The sequence below is a fragment of the Sphingobium phenoxybenzoativorans genome (assembly GCF_001757355.1).
Lineage (GTDB): Bacteria > Pseudomonadota > Alphaproteobacteria > Sphingomonadales > Sphingomonadaceae > Sphingobium > Sphingobium phenoxybenzoativorans.
Genome location: NZ_MINO01000020.1, coordinates 41,295 through 62,605, shown reverse-complemented (window position 1 = coordinate 62,605; position 21,311 = coordinate 41,295). Strand labels below are relative to the sequence as shown.

19 protein-coding genes are annotated in these 21,311 nt (G+C 62.4%); 10 read left to right on the top strand and 9 right to left on the bottom strand.

The genetic code is table 11. The features are described from left to right. Positions 1 to 1,260 (bottom strand): MocR-like transcription factor YczR (gene yczR / locus BHQ40_RS11950; protein WP_253183344.1); only part of this gene is annotated, 1,260 nt, incomplete at its 3' end. Positions 1,261 to 1,330: 70 nt separating this feature from the next. On the opposite strand from yczR, the gene yczE reads away from it, so the two are divergent. Beyond that, a complete protein-coding gene (gene yczE, locus BHQ40_RS11945) occupies positions 1,331 to 1,945 on the top strand; it encodes a membrane protein YczE (RefSeq protein WP_070156131.1) in 615 nt (204 codons plus the stop codon). 102 nt (positions 1,946 to 2,047) lie between these two features. Here yczE and BHQ40_RS11940 read toward each other — a convergent pair whose 3' ends face one another. After that, a complete protein-coding gene (locus BHQ40_RS11940) occupies positions 2,048 to 7,714 on the bottom strand; it encodes a YadA-like family protein (protein WP_070156130.1) in 5,667 nt (1,888 codons plus the stop codon). Between the two features lie 643 nt (positions 7,715 to 8,357). Between BHQ40_RS11940 and acnA the strand changes: the two genes are divergently transcribed. From acnA to BHQ40_RS11920, 4 genes are all read left to right on the top strand, one after another. Further along, entirely contained in the window at positions 8,358 to 11,030 is a 2,673-nt protein-coding gene (acnA, locus tag BHQ40_RS11935) for an aconitate hydratase AcnA (RefSeq protein WP_070156129.1), read from the top strand. A 76-nt stretch (positions 11,031 to 11,106) separates the two neighbouring features. Further along, positions 11,107 to 11,355, top strand: coding sequence for a CBU_0592 family membrane protein (locus BHQ40_RS11930; RefSeq protein ID WP_070156128.1), 249 nt, complete (start codon positions 11,107 to 11,109; stop codon positions 11,353 to 11,355). A 436-nt stretch (positions 11,356 to 11,791) separates the two neighbouring features. Next, positions 11,792 to 12,151, top strand: a complete 360-nt coding sequence (locus tag BHQ40_RS11925) for a hypothetical protein (RefSeq protein WP_139139290.1) — start codon at positions 11,792 to 11,794, stop codon at positions 12,149 to 12,151. A 317-nt stretch (positions 12,152 to 12,468) separates the two neighbouring features. Further along, complete coding sequence (locus BHQ40_RS11920) at positions 12,469 to 12,789, top strand: UrcA family protein (protein WP_070156126.1); 321 nt, start codon at positions 12,469 to 12,471, stop codon at positions 12,787 to 12,789. A gap of 72 nt (positions 12,790 to 12,861) precedes the next feature. Here BHQ40_RS11920 and BHQ40_RS11915 read toward each other — a convergent pair whose 3' ends face one another. Beyond that, positions 12,862 to 15,219: a GH92 family glycosyl hydrolase gene (locus tag BHQ40_RS11915; RefSeq protein WP_070156125.1), complete on the bottom strand. Its 2,358-nt coding sequence runs from the start codon at positions 15,217 to 15,219 to the stop codon at positions 12,862 to 12,864. Positions 15,220 to 15,329: 110 nt separating this feature from the next. Between BHQ40_RS11915 and BHQ40_RS11910 the strand changes: the two genes are divergently transcribed. Further along, positions 15,330 to 16,028: a glutamine amidotransferase gene (locus BHQ40_RS11910; RefSeq protein ID WP_070156139.1), complete on the top strand. Its 699-nt coding sequence runs from the start codon at positions 15,330 to 15,332 to the stop codon at positions 16,026 to 16,028. Between the two features lie 160 nt (positions 16,029 to 16,188). On the opposite strand, the gene BHQ40_RS11905 is transcribed toward BHQ40_RS11910, so the two are convergent. Genes BHQ40_RS11905 through BHQ40_RS11895 form a run of 3 tightly spaced genes read right to left on the bottom strand, consistent with a single transcriptional unit; the run spans position 16,189 to position 16,975 of the window. After that, positions 16,189 to 16,443 carry a hypothetical protein gene (locus BHQ40_RS11905; protein ID WP_139139289.1) on the bottom strand — a complete coding sequence of 85 codons (255 nt, stop codon included), beginning with the start codon at positions 16,441 to 16,443 and terminating at the stop codon, positions 16,189 to 16,191. A 58-nt stretch (positions 16,444 to 16,501) separates the two neighbouring features. Next, on the bottom strand, positions 16,502 to 16,786 hold the full coding sequence (locus BHQ40_RS11900; protein ID WP_070156123.1) for a PilZ domain-containing protein: 285 nt from the start codon (positions 16,784 to 16,786) through the stop codon (positions 16,502 to 16,504). Further along, the gene (locus BHQ40_RS11895; RefSeq protein WP_070156122.1) at positions 16,787 to 16,975 is read right to left on the bottom strand and encodes a DUF4169 family protein; all 189 of its coding nucleotides are present in this window, start codon (positions 16,973 to 16,975) and stop codon (positions 16,787 to 16,789) included. 134 nt (positions 16,976 to 17,109) lie between these two features. On the opposite strand from BHQ40_RS11895, the gene BHQ40_RS11890 reads away from it, so the two are divergent. The 3 genes from BHQ40_RS11890 to BHQ40_RS11880 all read left to right on the top strand — a co-directional run bounded on the left by BHQ40_RS11890 (position 17,110) and on the right by BHQ40_RS11880 (position 19,558). Next, positions 17,110 to 17,646: a (2Fe-2S)-binding protein gene (locus BHQ40_RS11890; protein WP_070156121.1), complete on the top strand. Its 537-nt coding sequence runs from the start codon at positions 17,110 to 17,112 to the stop codon at positions 17,644 to 17,646. 119 nt (positions 17,647 to 17,765) lie between these two features. Continuing rightward, a complete protein-coding gene (locus tag BHQ40_RS11885) occupies positions 17,766 to 18,752 on the top strand; it encodes an RcnB family protein (RefSeq protein ID WP_070156120.1) in 987 nt (328 codons plus the stop codon). A 128-nt stretch (positions 18,753 to 18,880) separates the two neighbouring features. After that, positions 18,881 to 19,558 carry a prolyl hydroxylase family protein gene (locus BHQ40_RS11880; RefSeq protein WP_253183343.1) on the top strand — a complete coding sequence of 226 codons (678 nt, stop codon included), beginning with the start codon at positions 18,881 to 18,883 and terminating at the stop codon, positions 19,556 to 19,558. Between the two features lie 15 nt (positions 19,559 to 19,573). Here BHQ40_RS11880 and BHQ40_RS11875 read toward each other — a convergent pair whose 3' ends face one another. After that, on the bottom strand, positions 19,574 to 19,912 hold the full coding sequence (locus BHQ40_RS11875) for a DUF427 domain-containing protein (RefSeq protein WP_070156118.1): 339 nt from the start codon (positions 19,910 to 19,912) through the stop codon (positions 19,574 to 19,576). Between the two features lie 198 nt (positions 19,913 to 20,110). On the opposite strand from BHQ40_RS11875, the gene BHQ40_RS11870 reads away from it, so the two are divergent. Then, the gene (locus tag BHQ40_RS11870; protein ID WP_070156117.1) at positions 20,111 to 20,581 is read left to right on the top strand and encodes an RcnB family protein; all 471 of its coding nucleotides are present in this window, start codon (positions 20,111 to 20,113) and stop codon (positions 20,579 to 20,581) included. 119 nt (positions 20,582 to 20,700) lie between these two features. Here the strand turns inward: BHQ40_RS11870 and BHQ40_RS11865 are convergent, their stop codons facing one another. Together BHQ40_RS11865 and BHQ40_RS25715 are read right to left on the bottom strand one after the other, a co-directional pair. Next, a complete protein-coding gene (locus BHQ40_RS11865) occupies positions 20,701 to 21,015 on the bottom strand; it encodes a 2Fe-2S iron-sulfur cluster-binding protein (protein WP_070156116.1) in 315 nt (104 codons plus the stop codon). Then, the gene (locus tag BHQ40_RS25715) at positions 20,987 to 21,292 is read right to left on the bottom strand and encodes a hypothetical protein (protein ID WP_139139288.1); all 306 of its coding nucleotides are present in this window, start codon (positions 21,290 to 21,292) and stop codon (positions 20,987 to 20,989) included. The genes BHQ40_RS11865 and BHQ40_RS25715 overlap by 29 nt, the downstream gene beginning before the upstream one ends. Between the last annotated feature and the right edge of the window lie 19 nt (positions 21,293 to 21,311).

Here is a 21,311-nt window from a genome sequence, read left to right as displayed (position 1 = left end):
CACCCCCTCCCCTTGCGCCATTGCGGCCAGCGCGGACGCCTCCGGCCTTGGCATTTCCACCCAGAGCGACATGCCCCCCGGCGGAACCGGCACATGCCAATGCGGCAGATGCGCGCCCAGCAGGGCGACAAGGCGGTCGCGCCGAGTGATCAGCATGGCCCGCCGCTCCTGCGCCCCGGCGTCTGATTGCAACAGCGCAGCCGTCGCCAGTTGCTCCATGACCGGTGTCGCCAGATCCAGCGTCACCCGGATACGGCCAAGCGACGCGATCATCTGCTCGTCCGCGCGAATCCAGCCGATCCGCAACCCGCCCCAGAATCGTTTGCTGGCCGATCCCAGGCTGATGACGTTCGTCCCGGCGCGATCGTGCACCGCCACGGGGGGTGGCGCATCCTGATCGAGCGAAATATCGGCCATCGTCTCATCGACCACCAGCGGCGTGCGCGTGCGCTCCGCAATATCGACCAGCGCCTGACGCGCGGCGACATCCATGCAGCGGCCGGTCGGATTGTGAAAATCGGCGATGACATAGGCGAAGCGCGGCCCGGTCTGGCGGAAGGCGGCGCTGAAGGCGTCTATATCCCATCCCGCGCCGGGCAGGCCGACGGGAACCGGCACGCAATTGCTGCGGCGAATGGCGGTCAGCGCATTGTGATAGGTGGGATGATCGACCACCAGCCGGTCGCCCGGCCCCGCGAGCAGGCGCTGGATCAGGGCAAAGCCATGCTGCGCGCCGCTGGTCACCATGATCTGTTCCGGCCGCGTCGGACAGCCGCGCCGGGCATAGTCGTCGGCGATGGCTTGCCGAAGGCGGGGGATGCCAAGCGCCTCATAGCCCATGCCGCCCAGCCATGCGGGCAGTTGGTGCAGAGCGTCCTCATAGGCGTGCCAAAGGCTTTCCGGCGCAGGCAACGCCGCGGAAGTCCAGTCGAGGATATTGTTGCTCTCGCCGCCCTCCTCCGGCTCGGCCGGGGCCATGCGGCTGCCGGGGATGCGGGTCACGCTGCCTGAACCCTGACGGCTGACAAGATAGCCGTCATCGCGCAACTGGTTATAGGCCCCGGCAAGCGTGGTGCGGCTGAGGCCCAGCGCCTGCGCCAGTTCCCGCTCACCCGGCAGGCGCACGCCAATGCCGATGCGCCCGTCCAGGATCAGCAGACGCAGCGCGCGCGCAAGCTGCCGGTAGGCGGCTTCGCTGCTATCCTCGCCCCGCCATCGGCCAAGCTGGCGGACGAGCGAAGCGGAACCAAGTGAGGGCATATCCATAAAGGGCCAATAGATCATGAGTGGCCATTTTTAAAGATGCCATTTTTCTTTAGTGGTACGTTTCATGATGAAATACCGACTGTTTCAGTTGAGCTGGGGCCTCTGGCTCTATGGCCTTTCCATGGCGATGATGATCCGCGCCAATCTGGGCCTAGATCCATGGGACGTGCTGCATCAGGGGCTTGCCCCGCGTCTTGGCCTCAGCTTCGGCATGACGGTCAATGTGCTGGGCGCGATCATCTTGCTGCTCTGGCTCCCGATGCGGCAGAAGCCGGGGATAGGCACGGTGCTGAACATCCTGCTGATCGGCACAGCGGTCGATGTCTCCATGCCCTATCTGCCCGACCCGTCCGGTTATCCCGCGCGCTTTGCGATGCTGGGGCTCGGCATCGTGCTGAACGGCATTGCGGGCGGCGCTTATATCGGCGCGGGGCTTGGCCCCGGACCGCGCGATGGCCTGATGACCGGCATCTGCCGCAAGACGGGCTGGCCGATCAAGCTGGTGCGAACCGGCATTGAGCTGACAGTGCTATCGGTCGGCTGGGCACTTGGCGGAACGGTGGGGATCGGCACGGTCCTCTACGCCATCAGCATTGGCTGGATCGTGCATTATGCGCTGCCCTTCTTCGTGGTGAAGGACAAGGGTTCGCCCACCCCCCGGCCGATCGCGGCAGGCTAAGCCTCTTTCCCCCTGACCGGCCGGCGATAGACCCACGCCGGCCGGTCTTTTTGGGGCCAGTCTTTTTTGGGGGCCGCCTATCCGGGGAAAAGATCGCAGCGGTCAGAGTTGCCAGCCGCTGCCGACATTCGCGCCCACCTGGCCGCGGCTATTATATGTCGCGCCCGCCTTCACCACTGTCCGGCCATTATCGGACGCCTTGGAAAAGCCGATCGCCATGGCGTGCTGCCCCTGGAAAGTGCCTGCCGCCATCGCCAGCATGCCGCGCCCGGTCTCCATCGTCTGGGGCAGGCCCGCAACCGCCAGCGCACCCGCCGTACCGGCATTGGCGTCCCGGCTGATCTTGCGCAGGTCGAAGCTCAGCGCCGCGATCCGAGCATCGGTATAGGCGTTGGCCTGACTGATCGCGCCACTCATGCCCGCATCGAGCTGGGCGACGTTCACTGCGTCGGTCGCCGACACGCCCGGCGCGATATTGTGGAGAGCGACCGGTGTATCGCCAGACCCCAAAGTGACTGACGTCTGGTCGTTGCCGTCATACTGGACCGCGCGGCTGGCGGCCGCCTGCGCCAGCGACACCGCGTCATTGGTCGCGGCCAGTTGATCGCCGTTCACTGCGTCCGTCGACCCGGCGGCGACCCGTCCGGCGGCGACATTGTGCAGGCCGACCGGCGCCTGCTGCGCGCCGACCAGCGTGACATCATTCGTCTTGGTGCCGCCATTGGGCGTGGAGGGGGCCGCGGCGCTGGAATATTGCACAGTGCCGACCGATCCATTGTCGACCTGGTTCGACAGGTTCGTGACATCCTGGTTGGTGGAGGCAAGCTGGCTGCCATTCACGGCATCGGTCGATGTCGAATTGACCGCGCCCGCAGCCACATTGTGAATGGTCGTGCCACCCAAATTCAGGGTGATGCTGGTCTGTGCGCTATTATCGTAGACCGGCGAGTTCCCGCCGCCGCTACCGCCCGAACCGCCTGAGCCGCTGGAAATAGCCGCAAGGGCATCACCGACATTGGTGTAGGTCGCGCCGTTCAGGACGAAGCTGGGCATGGTAAGCTGGCCGGTCGATGTGTTGTAGGTCATGCCCCCGCCAATGCTGGACGCAATAGCTGCGCCGAGGTTCGAGGACACGCCGCGAAGCTGGCTGACATTGACTGCATCGGTTCCCATGCTGCCCGCGGCGACACCCGTGATCTGGCGCTCGCCAATCGTAGTCATCAGGCCCGTCCGATCGTCGAGATAAGAGATATTCCGCGCGATCGCGAGTTCACCCAGAGAATTCTGTGCGCTGGCCAGACCGAATGCGCTGTAGTTCGATACTGCGCCGCGGGTCGTGGTGGCCGCATTGCCTAACGCCGTGCTGTCCTCGTGAATGACCGTGGCGCCCGTTCCCAGGGCCGTGCCGCCATAAGCGAGCGCCTGAGAGAAATTGCCCATGGAGATGCTGCCTGAGCCAGTGGCTACGGCGCCCTGCCCCACTGCCAGAGCATATCTCGCATTCGCAATTGAGGAGCTGCCGAGCGCCGTGGAATAATCCCCGGTCGCCGTAGCCCGGTCGCCGAAAGCGGAACTGGACAGGCCCTGCGCTGTGGTGTCGTTGCCGACCGCCGTAGCGCTTTCCCCGCTCACCACCGATCGATTGCCGAGGGCGATCGAGTCGATATTCGTGACCTGCGTATCATTGCCCATCGCAATCGTATCCGCGGCGCTGTTCCAGACGCTGCGGCCGATGGCCAGCGACCCATCGCCAAGCGCCATATTCTCGTTACCGATGGCAAGGGCGCCATCGCCTATCGCCTGGTTGCGGTGGCCCACAGCAAAGGCGGTATCGCCTGTTGCTATATTCTCGTTACCGATGGCGACCGAAGCAAGGCCGTTCGTGGTGTTGAAATAGCCGATCGCGGCCGAACCCAGGCCAGTGGCGCTATTGGTGTTGCCCAGCGCGATGGTGCCATCACCGTTGGCGATGTTGTCCTTGCCCATAGCAATTGCGCCCTCACCCGTCGCCATGTTCGGGTCGCCGATGGCCACCGCGCCGTCGCCCGAAGCGACGTTCGCAAAGCCGATGGAGACCGCCTTGCCGTTCTGCGCAGTCGCGCCATTGCCGATGGCGACGGAACCATCGCCTGCGGCTACCGCATCGCGGCCCGTGGCGATTGCGGCCTCCCCGCTCGCCATGGCATTGGGACCAATGGCGGTCGAATCAGCACCCGACGCCGTGCTGTCCGCCAGCAGGGACGTGGTGTGAAAATATTTCGACGCCGTGTTGCTGGTCGATCCGCCAGCCGTCATCTGGTCATAGATCGCGGTAAAGACATTCTGGACATCGGCATATTGGTCGGAGCCGAAGGTGAAATTGCCCGAAAAGCTGTTGGTTACCGGATTGTAGGTATAGCCGAGGATCGACGCGACGCTGTTGGCGACGCCGAACAACTGGCCGCCATTCACCGCGTCCGTCGAGCAGTTGCAGATCAGGCCATTGGCGACATTATGCAGGCCGACCGGCCCGGCGGCGCTGCCGACCAGTGTCAGATTCTGCGAACGGATCCCGCCATTGGGTACTGCGGGCGTAAGGGCGCTGGAATATTGCACCGGCCCGATGCCGCCATTGGATACGCTGTTGGACAGTGCGAGGGAGAAGGCGTTGCCGGCGTTGATCGCTGTGTTCAGCGTCTGGCTGGTCGCGAACAATTGGCTGCCGTTAATCGCCTCGCTGGATGCGGCGTTCACTGCGCCATTGCCCACATTGGCGATGGTGACGGCAGGAGCGCCCACGCCGCCCAGCGTGACGCGGGACTTGGTGCCATCGTCATACTGGACCGAAAGGCCGCCGATCGATGCGATGCTGTTCTGCAGCATGAACAACTGGCCGCCATTGACGCCGTCGGTAGACCCGGCGGCAACCGAACCATCCGCGACATTATGCAGGCGCACCGCGCCCGGCGCTCCGCCGACTATCGTCACGTCATTGGTGGCGATGCCGCCATTGGGAACGGTCGGGGTCCCTGTGTTCGAATAACGCAACAGCCCGACCGAGCCATTATTCACGCTGGTCGAAAGGTTGGATATCGCCGTTGCGTTGGTCGTCACATTCTGGTTGGTCGCGAAAAGCTGCGCGCCGTTCACTGCGTCGGTGGAGCTGGCGTTGACCGCGCCATTTGCAACATTCGAAACGACAACCGGCGTACCGGCGCTGCCCAGCGTCACCTGCGTCTGGCTGCTGTCGTCATACTGGACCGCCAATCCGTCGAGAGCGTTGATATTGCCCTGAAGCGCAAACAACTGCCCGCCATTCACTGCGTCGGTCGATCCCGCCGCCACATTGCCGCTCGCGACATTGTGCAGGCGCACCGCACCGGGCGCGCCACCGACGATGGTGACATCATTGGTCGCCGTGCCGCCATTGGGCGTCGTCGGCGTACCCGTGTTGGAATAGCGGAGAAGCCCCACCGCGCCATTGCTGACATTATTCGCCAGATTGGTGATTTGAGTGGAGTTGTTAGTCACATTCTGGTTCGTCGTGAATAATTGCCCGCCATTGACCGCATCGGTGGACCCTGCGCCGACCGTGCCATTTGCAACATTGGTGATGCTGACTGGCGTTCCGGCGTTGCCCAGGGCGATGCTGGTCTTGGACCCATCCACATATTGGACCGAAAGGCCGCCAAGCGCGGTGACGCTGGTCTGCAGCGTGTAGAGTTGCCCGCCATTGACGCCATCGGTCGATCCGGCGGCGACACTGCCATCTGCGACATTATGGATCCGCACCGCGCCCGGCGCTCCGCCGACCATGGTCACATCATTGGTGATCGTGCCGCCATTGGGCGTTGTCGGCGTTCCATTATTGGAATAGCGCACAGGGCCGACCGAGCCATTGTTGATGCCCACCGACAGGTTGGACATCGCCTGATTGGTCGCGAAAAGCTGCGCACCGTTCACGGCCTCTGTGGACCCCGCATTGAGCGCGCCATTGGCGACGTTGGATATCCTGACCAGCGTTCCGGCTGAACCCAGCGTCACCTGCGTCTGCGTGCCATCGTCATATTGCACCGCCAGACCGCTCAGCAGATCGACCTGACCCGCCACGGCGAAAAGCTGCCCCCCATTCACTGCGTCGGTGGACCCGGCCGACACTGCGCCATTGGCGACATTGTGAAGCTTCACTGCGCTAGCCGCGCCGCCCACCAGGGTCATATCCTGGCTGGGCACGCCGCCATTGGGAATCGTGGGCAGCGCACTGCTGGAAAACTGCACCGTGCCGATCGCGCCATTCAGCGTCTGGTTGCGCAGATTCGTTATGGCATTGGCGTTGGTCGTGACGTTGCTGTTAGTCGCGAATAGCTGACTGCCGTTCACTGCCTCCGTCGATGCCGAACCAAGTGCGCCCGCCTTCACATTGGCGATGGTGACGGCAGGGGCACCCACGCCTGCCCCGCCAAGCGTGACCTGCGCCTTGCTGCTGTCGTCATATTGCACGCCCAGGTCGGCGAGCAGATTTATCTGGCCGCTCAGGTTAAATATCTGACCGCCATTAACCGCATCGGTCGAACCGGCGGCGATTGCGCCATCGGCCACATTGTGCAGTTTCACCGCCCCCGCCGCGCCGCCGACCAGCGTCACGTCCTGGCTGGGCGTGCCGCCATTGGGCGTGGTGGGCGTACCGGCATTGGCATAGCGCAGCGCGCCGATCGCGGCATTGCTGACATCGTTGCGCAAGGTGTTGATGGCGGTGCCATTCGCCGTCACATTGCTATTGGTGGCGAACAACTGGCTGCCATTCACCGCTTCCGTTGAGGAAGCGCTCACCGCCCCCGCGCGCAGATTGGCGATGGTCGTGCCGCCAGCCCCGCCAAGCGTCGCTGTCGCCCGCGTTCCGTCATTATATTTGATCGCCACAGTGTCGAGGGCCGTCACGGAGCCTGCGACGCCCTGCAATTGGGCGACATTCACTGCGTCGGTCGCGCTGGAGCCTGCCGCGACATTGGTGATCTGGCGCGCGCTGCCCGCGACGCCGACGGACACTTCGCCCGCGGAGGACTGGAGCGCGGAAAGACCCGTCGCGCTGTAATTGGTCAGCGCGCCGCGGCTGGCGATTGATCCGTCGCCCAGGGCGACGCTGCCCGCAGCCGTGACCTGCGTATTGCGGCCGAGCGCCAGACCGCCGACCGCATTGGCCCCGACCTGCGCATTGGTGCCGAACGCGATTGACCCCAGCGCGCTGGCGTTGGTGATCGCGCCATTGCCGAAGGCGATGGAGTTGAGTTCACCGCTCGTGGCGGCCGTACCGCTGCCAAGTCCGGTAATCTGATTGCCGCCAACCGCAATACCGGCTGGCGTGGCCAGGGTGAACCCCGTGGCCTGCGAGTAGCAGGGATCGCTGGGTCCGATCACCGTGCCGGAATTGCTGATCGCCTGAAGCGTGATTGGCTGGCCGGCGGCGGCGTTGTTCAAAAGGCCGGTAGCGTTGATGTTGAGCGTCGGGACGCCCAGAAGGGGGCCAAGGATCAGCCCATCGACTACGCCCAACAGACTGTTGACGCTGGCCTCCGTCGGCGTTGCGACGCCGGTAATGACCGGGCTCATAATGTCGGTGACCACCGAGCGCGGCAGGCTCACGCCGGAGCAGGCGCTTACGATGTTGTTGGCGGGCGGTGCGGCATAAACGGGCTGCGTGCTGACCGCCATGGCCACAACAGGCGCAAGTCCCAGGGCCGCACGGACGGCCCTGCGGATAGAGCCAAAGCCTCTGAACATATTGATGGACACCGAATTTCCTCGCTCATGCGTGCACCCGGAAATAAAGAGATATCCATAGTTAAGAAAAACCTATGTTTCTCATCGATCACTTTAATCCTCCACTAAAGTCGTAGAGTCTGTGATGAAATGTGATAAATCATACTTCCAAATCATGACTGATGATTTTTTGGAATTCTGAGAAACAGTTTAAAATATTTCTTTTCCTATATTCCAAATGCGGGATTTTTTAATATTAATTTTATCCAAACGCCGATTCATGATAATTTATAATTATGAACATATTTGGAGAAAATAACCAGATTTTACGATCCAGATCAGCATGGTGCGTATTTGGTACGTGAAAATTTGCCGAAAATCGGTACAGTTAGCCGCTTCCGTGCGTATTTGGAGAATAGTCGCCAATCCGGATCGAAACCGGCTGCGCGGGGCTGAAAACATTGACTCCGGGCCACCATGCGCTATGGCGCAGGCGCACCGGGATTGACCCGCTTTCCGCCGGTAGATGCAGGGTGCGGCTAGGGCCAAAGGGGCGCCCGTTCCGCGACGCTCCTCCACCCCGTCCGCCTATTGCGTTCTCCCCGATCGGCGTAAGCTTTTATTTTTCGCGGCCGGACCCACATACGGCTGCCATAGCGACGGAGACGCACTGCACATGACAGCCATCGGACAGGACACTCTGGGCACGCGAGACACGCTTGCGGTCAACGGCAAGGACATCGGATATTACAGCCTGAAAAAGGCCGCGGCCAAGCTGGGCGACGTCAGCCGCCTTCCCTTCTCTATGAAGGTGCTGCTGGAAAACCTGCTCCGTTTCGAGGATGGCGTCACCGTCACCGTGGAGGACATTCAGGCGATCATCGATTGGCAGAATGACCGGGGCAAGGCCGAGCGGGAGATCCAGTATCGCCCCGCCCGCGTGCTGCTGCAGGACTTTACCGGCGTCCCCTGCGTCGTCGATCTGGCTGCAATGCGCGACGCGATGAACGCGCTGGGCGCCGACGCCGCGAAGATCAATCCGCAGGTCCCCGTCCATCTCGTCATCGATCACTCGGTTATGGTCGACGAATTTGGGACACCCAAGGCGTTCGAGCGGAATGTGGAGATTGAATATCAGCGCAACATGGAGCGCTATGACTTCCTGAAATGGGGCAGCAAGAGCCTCGCCAATTTCTACGCCGTGCCGCCGGGCACCGGCATCTGCCATCAGGTGAACCTGGAGAATATCGCGCAGACCGTCTGGTCGTCGGTCGATGTGGACGGCAACGCCGTCGCCTATCCCGACACCTGCGTCGGCACGGACAGCCACACTACGATGGTCAATGGCCTTGGCGTGCTCGGCTGGGGCGTTGGCGGCATCGAAGCTGAGGCGGCGATGCTCGGCCAGCCCGTCTCCATGCTCATCCCGGAAGTCGTCGGCTTCAAATTCACCGGCACGCTGAAGGAAGGCGTGACCGCCACCGACCTCGTCCTCACCTGCACCCAGATGCTGCGCGCGCGCGGCGTTGTCGGCCGCTTCGTCGAATATTTCGGCCCCGGCCTCGCCACTCTCTCGCTCGCCGACCGCGCGACGCTCGCCAACATGGCGCCGGAATATGGCGCGACCTGCGGCTTCTTCGGCATTGACGGCAAGACGCTCGACTATATGCGCCTCACCGGCCGCACGGATGAGAATATCGCGCTGGTCGAGGCTTATGCCAAGGAGCAGGGCTTCTGGATCGATCCCGCCGCCGCCGATCCCGTGTTCACCGACACGCTGGAACTGGACCTGGGCACCGTGGTCCCCAGCCTCGCCGGTCCCAAGCGCCCGCAGGATCGCGTCGCGCTGCCGGATGTCGATGACGTGTTCAACACGGACATGGAAAAGACCTACAAGAAGGCGCAGACCCGCGTGCCCGTGGAGGGCAAGGATTTCGACATTGGCGACGGCGACGTCACCATCGCCGCGATCACGAGTTGCACCAACACGTCGAACCCCAGCGTTCTGATCGCCGCCGGTCTCGTCGCCAAGAAGGCGAACGAACTGGGCCTGAAGCCCAAGCCTTGGGTCAAGACCTCGCTCGCCCCCGGTAGCCAGGTCGTCACCGACTATCTGAACAAGGCGGGTCTGCAGAGCCATCTCGACGCCATCGGCTTCAACCTGGTCGGTTATGGCTGCACCACCTGCATCGGCAATTCCGGCCCGCTGGCCGAGCCGATCAGCAAGGCGATCAACGAGAACGGCCTGGTCGCCGCGGCCGTCATCTCCGGCAACCGCAACTTTGAAGGCCGCGTGTCGCCGGACGTGCGCGCCAACTTCCTCGCTTCGCCGCCGCTGGTCGTCGCCTATGCGCTGAAGGGCACGGTGATCGAGGATTTCATCACCACCCCCATCGGTCAGAGCACCAGCGGCGAGGACGTCTATCTGAAGGATATCTGGCCGACCAATGACGAGATCGCCACGACCATTGCCGGCTGCATGGATCGCCAGATGTTCCAGGCCCGCTACGCCAATGTCTATAAGGGCGATGCGCACTGGCAGGCGATCGACGTCACGGGATCGGACACCTACACTTGGCGCGCCGGTTCCACCTATGTCGCCAACCCGCCCTATTTTGAGGGCATGGGCATGACCCCGGCGCCGGTCTCCGACATCATTGAGGCGAAGCCGCTGGCGATCTTCGGCGATTCCATCACCACCGACCACATCTCGCCCGCGGGCAACATCAAGGCAAGCTCGCCCGCAGGCGTTTGGTTGCAGGAGCATCAGGTGGCCCAGGCGGACTTCAACAGCTATGGCGCGCGCCGCGGCCATCATGAGGTGATGATGCGCGGCACCTTCGCCAACATCCGCATCAAGAACCAGATGCTGGACGGCGTCGAAGGCGGCATGACCAGCTATGATGGCGAAATCATGCCGATCTACGACGCGGCGATGAAGCACAAGGCCGACGGCACGCCGCTGGTCGTCATCGCGGGCAAGGAATATGGCACCGGATCGTCGCGCGACTGGGCGGCGAAGGGCACCAACCTGCTGGGCGTGCGCGTCGTCATCACCGAAAGCTTTGAGCGTATCCACCGTTCGAACCTGGTCGGCATGGGCGTGCTGCCGCTGCAGTTCAATCCGGGCGACACCCGCGAAACGCTGGGCCTGACGGGCAATGAGACCTTCACCATCACCGGCGTTTCGGCCCTCAAGCCGCGCCAGCAGGTTGAAGTTTCCGTGAAGCGGGCCGACGGCAGCGCCTTCACCTTCGAAGCGCTCTGCCGCATCGATACGCTGAACGAACTGGACTATTTCCTGAACGGCGGCATCCTGCCCTATGTGCTGCGGAAGCTGGCGGCCTGATCCGTCCAGTCATAAGATAATAGACAGGCCCTCCCGGCTCCGGCCGTGAGGGCCTTTTCATTTGCGGGAGAGAAAGATGGCGATCGCAGTGGAGGTCATCGGCTGGATCGGCGCGGTTCTGGTGCTGATCGCCTATATATCCGTGTCCACGGGCAGGTTGACCGGCGGTTCGGCCGCCTTCCACTGGCTGAACGCCGTCGGCGCGGGTTGCTTCATCCTCAACACCTGGTGGCATGGCGCGCTCCCGTCGATGGCGCTCAACATCATATGGAGCGGGATCGGCTTCACGGCGCTGTACCGGATGTGGCGCCGGCGCAGCGCGTGAAGGCCAGTCTGGCGCCTGTGAGAGAGGGCGGACGGATGCAGGACAGAGAGAATGGAGGGAGGCAGCCATTACCTGCGGCGCATCCGGCGCGCATTCTATCGGCCATTTGAGTTAAAGCTTCCACCCGCCTTGCCGTTTTCGTCTACGGAAGCGTCCCGGCATGCTTCCTCTAAAGATGAAGTCTGATGAGGTAATCCGTGACAAGCGTTGGTGAAGCAGGCTCGATCGCGTCTCTCGGCTGGATGGGAAACCGCAGCGCCTGGATTTTACAGAGCATCGAGGCTTCGCAAAAGCAGCGCAAGCGGGCGCAACGACAAGTCCCATTACTGCGGAGGAGCTTGGCGAACGACTTGATGAACTAGAACGCAACAGGCTCAGATATGCTGAAAAGATTGTCGCACTGGAAACAAAAACAGCCGATGTTCAGTGGGCAGATGTGAATAATGGAGATGGCACATTTACCCGGCTGACTGGAGAGGCAGCCAAAATTTACTTCTACGATCAATTGGAGAAGGGTAGGCAACGTAGGGCTTCAATCCCCAACAGTGAATTTTCATCGTTCACGGCGCTAAATGTAGACACGGTCATCAAGCACGCAAATGCCAGCGAAGGGACCAATCCCGGCAAATATGCCGAATATGTAAAGCTTGAAGTGGAGAATCTGAAACGCTCCAGCAGCAATTTCATATTCGCGGGCGCAATGGGAAATGATCGGGTCACCCATGATGTCGACGAATATATAGATTGGCTCACCATGGCGATCTTGAAACGGGCCGCTGCCGCGACGAAGGAATAGCCGTCAGCCGGATAGGCTCCCATAAGACGCCAATCATCTCCTCGCTATTCCCCGCCTGTCACGCCAGCAAGCGCTGGCATCCCCCATACGCCAGCCAAGCCGTTGCCGGATGATGGCCGGGCAGCGCCAAAGTCGCGAGAACCTAGGGCATGCACGATATCGCGAATATTTCCCCAATTCTCGGTCATGAACGCCGCATGTTAGGATTATTCACACTAGGTTCAGGAAAATTTGGCCGATTTTCCGCCGTTTTTTGATTTGGCACGGTCCCTGCAAAGTCTTTGGCATCACCAACCAAGACTTGAAAGGAACACACCATGCTTACCATTGCCAACCGTTCGATCGCCGCGACCGCCGCTGTTTTCGCCGCTGTCCTGTCCGTCACCGCTGTCTCCCCGGTCCGCGCCGAAACCGTCCGCGTCCCCGTTTCCTACAGCGATCTGGACCTGTCCTCGCCCGCCGATGCCGCCACGATGAACCGTCGCATCTCGCACGCCGCCGATCAGGTTTGCGGCACCAATGACCGCATCAACCGCTTCCGCGTCGCTGAATGCCGCAAGGATGCGATCATGAATGCGAAGGCCAATCTGAAGGTCGCCCAGTCCGCCCCTGCCGGCATCGTCCTGGCCGCCCAATAATGACGCCGCCGTCGCCGCCGGTCCGATAAAAACCCATCGGACCGGCGCTGCGGCAGACATTACAAGGCCCCGCTACTTCGTTCCATATCCTGTCATCGAATAGGGCCGCGCTTTCACGCCGGTCGCCCACAGCTTGTTCGGCACAGCCGCCATTATGAAGCGCAACTCCCCACCGGCCCGAATCTCGCTATCCTTGATATAAACCCGGTCCAGCGGCTTTCCGTTCAGCGTCACCGATCCGATATAGCGGTTCGCGTCCGACAGTCCCTCCGCCACCACCATAAAGCGCTTGCCGCCAGGCAGCGTCATCTCCGCCCGCTCCACGAAAGGACGGCCGATCACATATTCGCCCGTGCCCGGCGCGACCGGATAGAAACCCAGCGCCGTGAACACCAGCCAGGCGGACATCTGACCCAGATCGTCATTACCGGCCAGCCCATCGGGCGTCGGCTTATACTGGCTCTCGACAATCTGCTTCAGTCTCTCCTGCGTGCGCCAGGGCTGCCCCGCATAATCGTAGAGATAGGCGACATGATGGCTCGGCTCATTGCCGTGGATATATTGGCCGATCAGGCCGGAAATATCCTCTGCATGGCTGTAGTCGATCTTGCTATTGTCGAAATCGAACATCGCGTCCAGTTTCGCGACCGCCTTCGCGTCGCCGCCCAGCATGCGGAACAGCCCGCCCTGATCGTGCGGCATGAACCAGCTATATTGCCAGGCATTCCCCTCCGTATAGTCGCTGCCATAATTGATGGCCGTGGGGTCGAAGGGCGTGCGGAATGTCCCGTCCGCCTTGCGCGCGCGCAGGAAGCCGGTCTTTGGATCAAAACTGTTCCGCCAGTTAAGCGCGCGCTTCTCGAAACGGGCGGCGATATCCTTCTGCCCCAGCGCCTTCGCGACCTGCGCAATGGTCCAGTCATCATAGGCATATTCGACGGTTTTCGACGCCGCTTCCGGCTCCCGGTCGATCGGCACGAAGCCGAGTGCCTTATAGTCGGACAGCCCGCCATAGGGTCCGTAATCGGCGCTCGACACCATCGCATTCAGCATCGCCTTTGCGTCCATATTACCGACCCCTTTGAGATAGGCGTCGGCCAGAACGGGCACGGAATGATAGCCGATCATGGTCCAGGTTTCCTTGCCCGCAAACTGCCAGACCGGCAGGATGCCGAACGGGCTTTCCTTCTGGCTGGCGAGCAGGGAGGCGAGGAAATCGGCATTCTTCCTGTCCGGCTGGACAAGGGTCAGCAGCGGATGTTCGGCCCGGAACGTGTCCCAGAGCGAAAAGGTGGAGTGGAAGGTGAAGCCCTTCGCCTGCCGCACCTGATCGTCCGGCCCGCGATAGCGGCCATCTGCGTCTCCCCACACGCTCGGCGCCATCAGGCTGTGGTAGAGCGCGGTGTAGAATGTCTTGCGCATCGGCGCTGGGGCGGCGACATCCACGGCGGACAGGGCCTCGCTCCACGCCCCGCGGGTCTTGCCGCGGATCGCATCGAAATCGCCCGGCTCACTGTCCAGATTGGCCCGCGCGCCATTTTCATCGACGCCCGAAATGCCGACCTTCACCTCGAGCGGCGCGGAGAGCTTGCCGAAGTCGAGCTGCGCGACCAGCGCCCGCCCATCGATCGCGTCCAGCGTTTCCGGCCCGCGCCCCGGCCCCTTGAACCCCTTGTAGACGACATCCTTTTCCGTGCTGACAAAGGCATGCGATGCAAGCGGCGCGGAAAAGCGCATCGCGAAATACAGCTTCCTTGGCGCGGCCCAACCCCGCGTCTCGCGCGCACCGGTCAGCGTGCCATCGGGATGCAGGGTCAGCGACGACCAGAGAATCTTGCCCGGATAGTCGTAGATCACCGTGCGCAGGTCGAGCACCAGATGCGCAGCCTTCCCCACCGGGAAGGTGTAACGATGGACGCCGACGCGCGTGCCCGCCGTCATCTCCGCCCGCACCTGCGGATCGTTAAGCGTGACGGCATAATAGCCGGGCGTCGCCACCTCCCCGTCATGGGAATAGCGTGAGCGATAGCCGGATCCCGGCTTGTCCGCCTCGCCCGGCTCCAGCGGCACAGTGTCGCCCGCGACCGGCATGACCAGAATATCGCCCAGGTCCGAATGCCCCGCCCCGGAAAAATGCGTGTGGGAGAAACCGATGATCGTCGGGTCCTCATGCCGGTATCCGGCGGCCCAATTATAGGTCTGGTGGAAACGGCCAAGCGTGGTGTCGGGGCTGAGTTGCACCATGCCGAACGGCGCGACCGCTCCGGGAAAGACATGCCCTTCCCCGGCAGTGCCAATGAAAGGATCGACCGCGTCGACGGGGGCCGGGGGCGTGGCGGTGTCCTGCGCCCCCGCTCCGGTAGCGCCCAGAAGGCCGGCGGCGATCACGCTCCTGACGAGCGGCGGAAGGATGCGGAGGGTGCGGTTCATGACCGGGTTAGAGCATGCCCGATGCCCAGCGCCAAGCCGATAGCGGGATTTTTACAGCGGCAAGAATGGCTGTGTGGCGCGGCCGGGATTCCCGCCTTAGACAACAGCGCGTGAAGACTGCCCTGATCGTCCGCCATGTCCCCCGCGAAGGCGCCGCCGGTTTCCTGCAGCCCATCGAGGCGGCGGGTTATCATATCGAGCGGATCGACGTGGCCGACCCGGCCTTTATCGACGCAGACCTGTGCGCGCCCGAATTGCTGATCATGATGGGCGGGCCGATGGGCGTTTATGAACATGACATCCATCCGTGGATACCATTGCAGATCGAGAAGCTGGCCGCGCGGCTGGAAAGGGACCGGCCCACTCTGGGCGTGTGCCTTGGCAGCCAGATGATCGCGGCGGCGCTTGGCGCGCGCGTCTATCCCGGCGGGCAGAATGAGATCGGCTTCGCGCCGGTCACGCTGAGCAGCAACGGCCATGATTCCCCGTTGCGCCATCTGGCTGAAGCCCCGGTTCTGCATTGGCATGGCGATACGTTCGACCTGCCGGACAATGTGGAGCTGCTCGCCTCCACCACCGCCTATCCCCACCAGGCGTTCCGGCGCGGAGCCAATGTGCTGGCGTTGCAATTCCATGCCGAAATGGGGGAGGACCCGCGTTTCGAGCAATGGCTGACCCATTTTCGCGACGATTTCCACGCCAGCGGCCCAACCGAGGAAAGCCTGCGCGCCGGGCATGACGAACATGGACCGGGGGCGGTCGCCGCCGGGCGCATGATGATCGGGGAATGGCTGGCCGGGTTCCGGTAAGCCCGGAGAAAATTTTGGCCTCGCCAGCGGGGGGAACTGGCGAGGCCTTTATCTCACCAACCCGGACTAGAGCGGGGGGCAAATGGAAGCCCAGGCTGGTAAAGGTAGAACCGCCCAGGGCTCATCTGGTTCCACCGGTTCTGCCGCTTTCGGAAAATTTTTACATCGTGGCGATGATGCTGATCACCTGAAGGAATGCGCCCATGACCATGCAGGCGATGCCCGCCCGGCCAAACCGTTCGTTCCGCGCCTCCTCGCGCGGATCGACGATCGGTTTGCGGCGCTCCACGACGCCCGCCATGAACTCGCGCCCTTCAGAGCGCTGCCGTTTGGGGATGCCGAAAACGAAAACCAGCAATGTGCCCGCCGTGCTGAGGACAATGCCAAGACATGCCGCGATCTTGTATTTGTCCACTTCGCCCCCCGTTGGAAAAACCGGACCGTAGGCCATCGACGGACGAAAGCAACGCAGTTCAGTCCGCTTTTCCCGCAGAATCAACGAATGATGCGAGAATCGACGGCGCGAGCGGCCGGTCGAACGCCAGGCCGAAGCTGTTGGCCCTCGCCCAGACGACATGGCAGGGCAGCGCCTTGCCGTTCCAGAGGATCTGCACCGCCTCCTTCGGGCCGGGCGCGAAGGCCGCCACGGCGTTCACTCCCGTCGCGGACAGGTTGATCAGCCTCGCCCGGACCTGCTTGCCGCCCCGCAACAGGGTGACGTCAATGGCCACATCGATACGCTGTCCCGCCCTGTGCATCTAGTCGCCGCTGTCTTTCTCAAGAGCGGCGCCATCGATAGCCCGCGCCGCGCGCTCCTTCTCGCCCTTCTCCAGCAACTTCTGCGCTTTCGTCCGGCCGTGGATGGCGCGGTTGCGGGCGGCGGCGGACTCCGCCTCCGCACGGGCGCGCGCCTTGCGGACGCTGCGCAGGTTTATGATCTCCGCCATATCCCCTTGTCTCTCAGCGGGAGGCAAACGGCAATCCATTCCTGAACATGGCCATTCCTGAACTTGCCCGTCGCCGATGGGCCATTCCTGCGCAAGGGCTTCCCCCACTTCCCGACTGGGCTATAGTGGCGGCGATGACCAAATTCACCGTCAACGACCGGCCGGTTCAGTACCGCATGGACCCTGATACGCCCCTCCTATGGGCATTGCGGGATGCCTCCAACCTGACCGGCGCCAAATATGGCTGCGGCACCGGCGATTGCGGCGCATGCACGGTGGAGGTGGACGGGGAAGCCGTACGCTCATGCCAGATCAGCATCGCAGAGGCGGAGGGCCGGTTCGTCACGACGATCGAGGCGCTTTCGCCCGACCGCAGCAATCCTGTGCAGCAGGCATGGATAGCCAGCAACCTGCCCCAATGCGGTTTCTGCCAGCCGGGCATGATCATGGCGGCATCCATTTTGCTGCGCAAAACGAGCAACCCGTCCGACGCGGAAATCAATGCGGCGATCACCAACATATGCCGGTGCGGCACTTACCCACGCATTCGCGATGCAGTGAAGCTCGCCGGAAGGATCATGCGTGGGGAGGAGCTGGTGTCGGGCGCCCCCGCCCCCGGCATCGCGCCTGCCGACGCAGCGCGCGCCGTCCCTTCGCTGCGCGTGCCCTGAAAGGTTGCGGATTCCTTTCTATATGCTTTCAGGGCAATTCAGCATCCACTCATGGCGCGCCGTCTAGATAAGGTGCACAAGGGATCAAGTGGGTCCCGGCGTGAGGAAGGCGCAAAGCCATGATGAGGAAGATGATGCTGGCGGGGCTGATGGCGGCGACGATATTGTCGACCGCGACTCCCGCCATGGCGCAGGATGGCGGCCGCCGCGACTGGGGCGGAACGCGCAGCAATAACCTGGAAACGCGAGGCGGCGACCGCACGCCGCGCGGAGACCGTGGCGGCCAATGGCAGGGCCGCCAGCAGCAGCCTCAGGCTGCGCCACAAGCGCAAGCTCAAGCGCAGGCTCAAGCCCAGGGACAGATGCAGGAGCGCCGCCGCTATATGGAACAGCGCCCGAGTGGCGACAACGGCCAGTGGCGTCAGAATAATCAGTGGCAGCAGGCACAGGCCGCGCAGGCCGCCCAGCAGGCGCGCCAGACGCAGCAGCGGGTCGAATCATCGTCGACGCTTGGCCGGGACAGCCGCGCGTGGCGCGACGAGCGCCGCAATGCGCGGCAGGACGGCCGCACTATCCCCGGCAGCACAGAGGGCTGGCGCAACCGCACGGGCGATGATCGCCGCGACCGGGATGCAAACTGGCGCAACAATGATGATCGCCGCGACAGCAACTGGCGGAACGACAACAGGCGCGACAATGACTGGCGCAACAATGGCCAGCGCTACGGCAATAATGGCGACTGGGCCTATAATGGCGGCAGGCTGAACGACCGGCAGCGCTGGCAGGATCAGCGCCGGTGGGACAGCGGCTGGCGCAATGACCGCCGGTATGACTGGCGCTCATACCGCAACAGCTACCGCAGCATTTACAGCCCCGGCCGCTACTATGCGCCGCGCGGATGGAGCTATGGATACCGGCCATTTTCGTCCGGCATTTTCATCGACAGCATGTTCTATTCGAACAATTACTGGCTGGACGATCCCTACGAATACCGCTTGCCGCCGGCCTACGGATCGATGCGCTGGATTCGCTATTATGACGATGCGCTGCTGGTCGACATGCGCGACGGCTATGTGGTCGACGTGATCCGCAACTTCTTTTGGTAGGAAGCGGCGCGGCAAAGGACTTCCTGGACTGGCCTTCAGGAACACTGGACCCGGAGCAGCAACGCTCCGGGTTCTTTTGCTTGCGGCGATGGACGGGGATTGGCAATCTTGCGCCGATGGAAGAACAGATGATCGACGATGGCGGGGTTGCATCGGAACGCCGGGCCGCGATCGGCGCGGCCGTTCGCGCCAAGCTGAAACGCAACCCGATGGTCAGCCGGATCGAATCCCCTCACCTGGAAATCTATGGGCGGCATAATTTCCTCAGCGCTCAGGAATGCGCCGACATGCGCGCGCTGATCGATAAGGACGCCAAGCCGTCCAGCCTGTTTTCGGGATCGGCCAATGCCGAATACCGCACCAGCCACAGTTGCAATCTCAGCCCCTGGGACCCGCTGGTGGAAAAGGTGACTGACCGGATCACTGGCCTGATGGGCATTGATCCCCACAGCGGAGAGACGTTGCAGGGGCAACGCTATGCCCCCGGACAGGAATATAAGGTCCATTGCGATTATTTCCCGGTCAACGCCTCTTATTGGCCGGCCATGCTGCGGTCCGGGGGGCAGCGCTGCTGGACCGCGATGATCTATCTGTCCGAGGTCGAATCCGGCGGCGAAACCCATTTCCCGCAATGCGGCTTCATGGTCCCGCCCAAGGAAGGCATGATCCTGATGTGGAACAATCTCGACGAGGCGGGCGCTCCCAACAGGTACAGCCTGCACGCGGCGCGGCCGGTGGAAAGCGGCACCAAATATGTGGTGACCAAATGGTTCCGCGAACGTATGTGGGAACCCGCCCTCGCCTAGACCCAAGCCGTACCCCTAAACCTCTATCGTCACCTTATCGGGGTAAAAGGCCAGGTGACCGGCGATTTCGCCGACATCGTCCCGTGGCGTTTCATAACTCCACACCGCGGCGGGGGCGCCGGGAAGATCGAAATAGCTGGCGTCGCCTTTATAGGGGCAATGCGTGGTCCGATCGTTCCGCGAGAGCAGGCCCATATGCGTATCTTCCCGCGGCACGTAGAGCACTGCCGGATAGCTTGCCTCTTTCAGTGACAGCGCCTTTCGCGTGCGGACGATTTCGCCGTCCGCATGCAGAATGCGGACCTCGCCTTCATAGGGCGTGATTGTGATGGGGTGATCCAATGTGCCGGCCATAACCGCCTCCTGTTCCACACATAGATGGCGACGCGGAAAGCCGTTCCAAGAGGCAGGTTATTACACTTTGCGACAGAGCCTTTCCGCTTCCTGACCGAGATGTTCCCAAAGAGTTCAGAACGAATCCGCGATATGTGCGTTGTCAGCACGAGAGGGTTCGTGACGACAAGGATCAGCCCCCAAGGACTGGAGAGACCCATGCGTAAGATCATCATAATGGCGCTTCTGGCCGCGACCGCCGCGCCGAATGTGGCGATGGCCCAATCGGCAGCCGAAATCCGCCGCGACAATCGCGAAGTGCGTGAGGAGCGCCGTGACCTTCGCCAGGCCCAACGCTATGGCGACCGCCGTGACGTTCGCAACGCGCGTGAGGATCTGCGCGATGCCCGGCAGGAGCGCCGCGAGGATTGGCGGGATTATCGCCGCACCCACCGTGACGTTTACGCCCGCGGCAACTGGCGCGCCCCGTTCCGCTACAATGCCTGGAACACCGGCGTTCGCCTAAAGCCTGTTTATTACAATTCGCGTTACTATATCAGTGATCCGTATCGCTACAGGCTGCCCGCTGCGCGCGGCGACATGCGCTGGGTGCGTCACTATAATGACGTATTGCTGGTGAATGTTCGGACCGGCGTCGTGGCGCAGGTGCATCGCGGCTTCTTCTGGTAAGGCCCCTCCCATAGCAGCCTTGCCGGTCGGCGGCCCCGGACGACATATCGTCCGGGGCCGCTTTCGTTACCGGTGCTGGCGCGGATCAGGGATAGCCGCGCATCATATCGCGCCGGCCTTCACTCAGGCGCGATGGTGATGCTCAACCCGTCAAGCGCCTCGCTCATCTCGATCTGGCAGGAAAGACGCGAGTTAGGCTGGCGCGAGTCGGCGCTGTCCAGCAGGTCGCTTTCATCCTCCGTCATCTCCGGGAGGAGGGGGAGGAAGCTTTCCCCGACGAAAACATGGCATGTCGCGCAGGAGAGACATCCTCCGCACAAGGCCAGCATTTCGTCCACCCCGCCCTCGCGAAGATTTTCCATCACCGAAATGCCGTTTTCGGCCTCGATCTGCTTTTCGGTACCGTCACGCAGCGTAACCACCATGTGCGCCATGCTGTTCTCCATTTGATGACGGCGGCGGCCCTAGGGCATTTGCCTTCTCATCGCAAAGCAAAAAATGCACACACTTTGGAACAATCTTTTCTGCGTTCAGGCCCATATTCCTTGGCATACCGGATAATATCGGCATAGCTACGCCTGCCACAGTCTTCGCATCTAGAGTTTGCAATTGCATCCATTTATAAAAGGACGTATACATCCGTACACGATGCAAGAGACTCCGCGCGATCACCTGGCCGATATTTTTCAGAACCGCGCGGATGGTTTTCAAGGATGCCCGCGGCAGGGGA

Bases quoted from the DNA above. Each gene is read 5' to 3' on its own strand.
- BHQ40_RS11870 (WP_070156117.1), top strand. From the start codon at position 20,111: ATGCGTAAGATCATCATAATGGCGCTTCTGGCCGCGACCGCCGCGCCG.
- BHQ40_RS11915 (WP_070156125.1), bottom strand. From the start codon at position 15,219: ATGAACCGCACCCTCCGCATCCTTCCGCCGCTCGTCAGGAGCGTGATC.
- acnA (WP_070156129.1), top strand. From the start codon at position 8,358: ATGACAGCCATCGGACAGGACACTCTGGGCACGCGAGACACGCTTGCG.
- BHQ40_RS11920 (WP_070156126.1), top strand. From the start codon at position 12,469: ATGCTTACCATTGCCAACCGTTCGATCGCCGCGACCGCCGCTGTTTTC.
- BHQ40_RS11900 (WP_070156123.1), bottom strand. From the start codon at position 16,786: ATGCACAGGGCGGGACAGCGTATCGATGTGGCCATTGACGTCACCCTG.
- BHQ40_RS11865 (WP_070156116.1), bottom strand. From the start codon at position 21,015: ATGGCGCACATGGTGGTTACGCTGCGTGACGGTACCGAAAAGCAGATC.
- BHQ40_RS11875 (WP_070156118.1), bottom strand. From the start codon at position 19,912: ATGGCCGGCACATTGGATCACCCCATCACAATCACGCCCTATGAAGGC.
- BHQ40_RS11930 (WP_070156128.1), top strand. From the start codon at position 11,107: ATGGCGATCGCAGTGGAGGTCATCGGCTGGATCGGCGCGGTTCTGGTG.
- BHQ40_RS11890 (WP_070156121.1), top strand. From the start codon at position 17,110: ATGACCAAATTCACCGTCAACGACCGGCCGGTTCAGTACCGCATGGAC.
- yczE (WP_070156131.1), top strand. From the start codon at position 1,331: ATGATGAAATACCGACTGTTTCAGTTGAGCTGGGGCCTCTGGCTCTAT.
- BHQ40_RS11885 (WP_070156120.1), top strand. From the start codon at position 17,766: ATGATGAGGAAGATGATGCTGGCGGGGCTGATGGCGGCGACGATATTG.
- BHQ40_RS11880 (WP_253183343.1), top strand. From the start codon at position 18,881: ATGATCGACGATGGCGGGGTTGCATCGGAACGCCGGGCCGCGATCGGC.
- BHQ40_RS11895 (WP_070156122.1), bottom strand. From the start codon at position 16,975: ATGGCGGAGATCATAAACCTGCGCAGCGTCCGCAAGGCGCGCGCCCGT.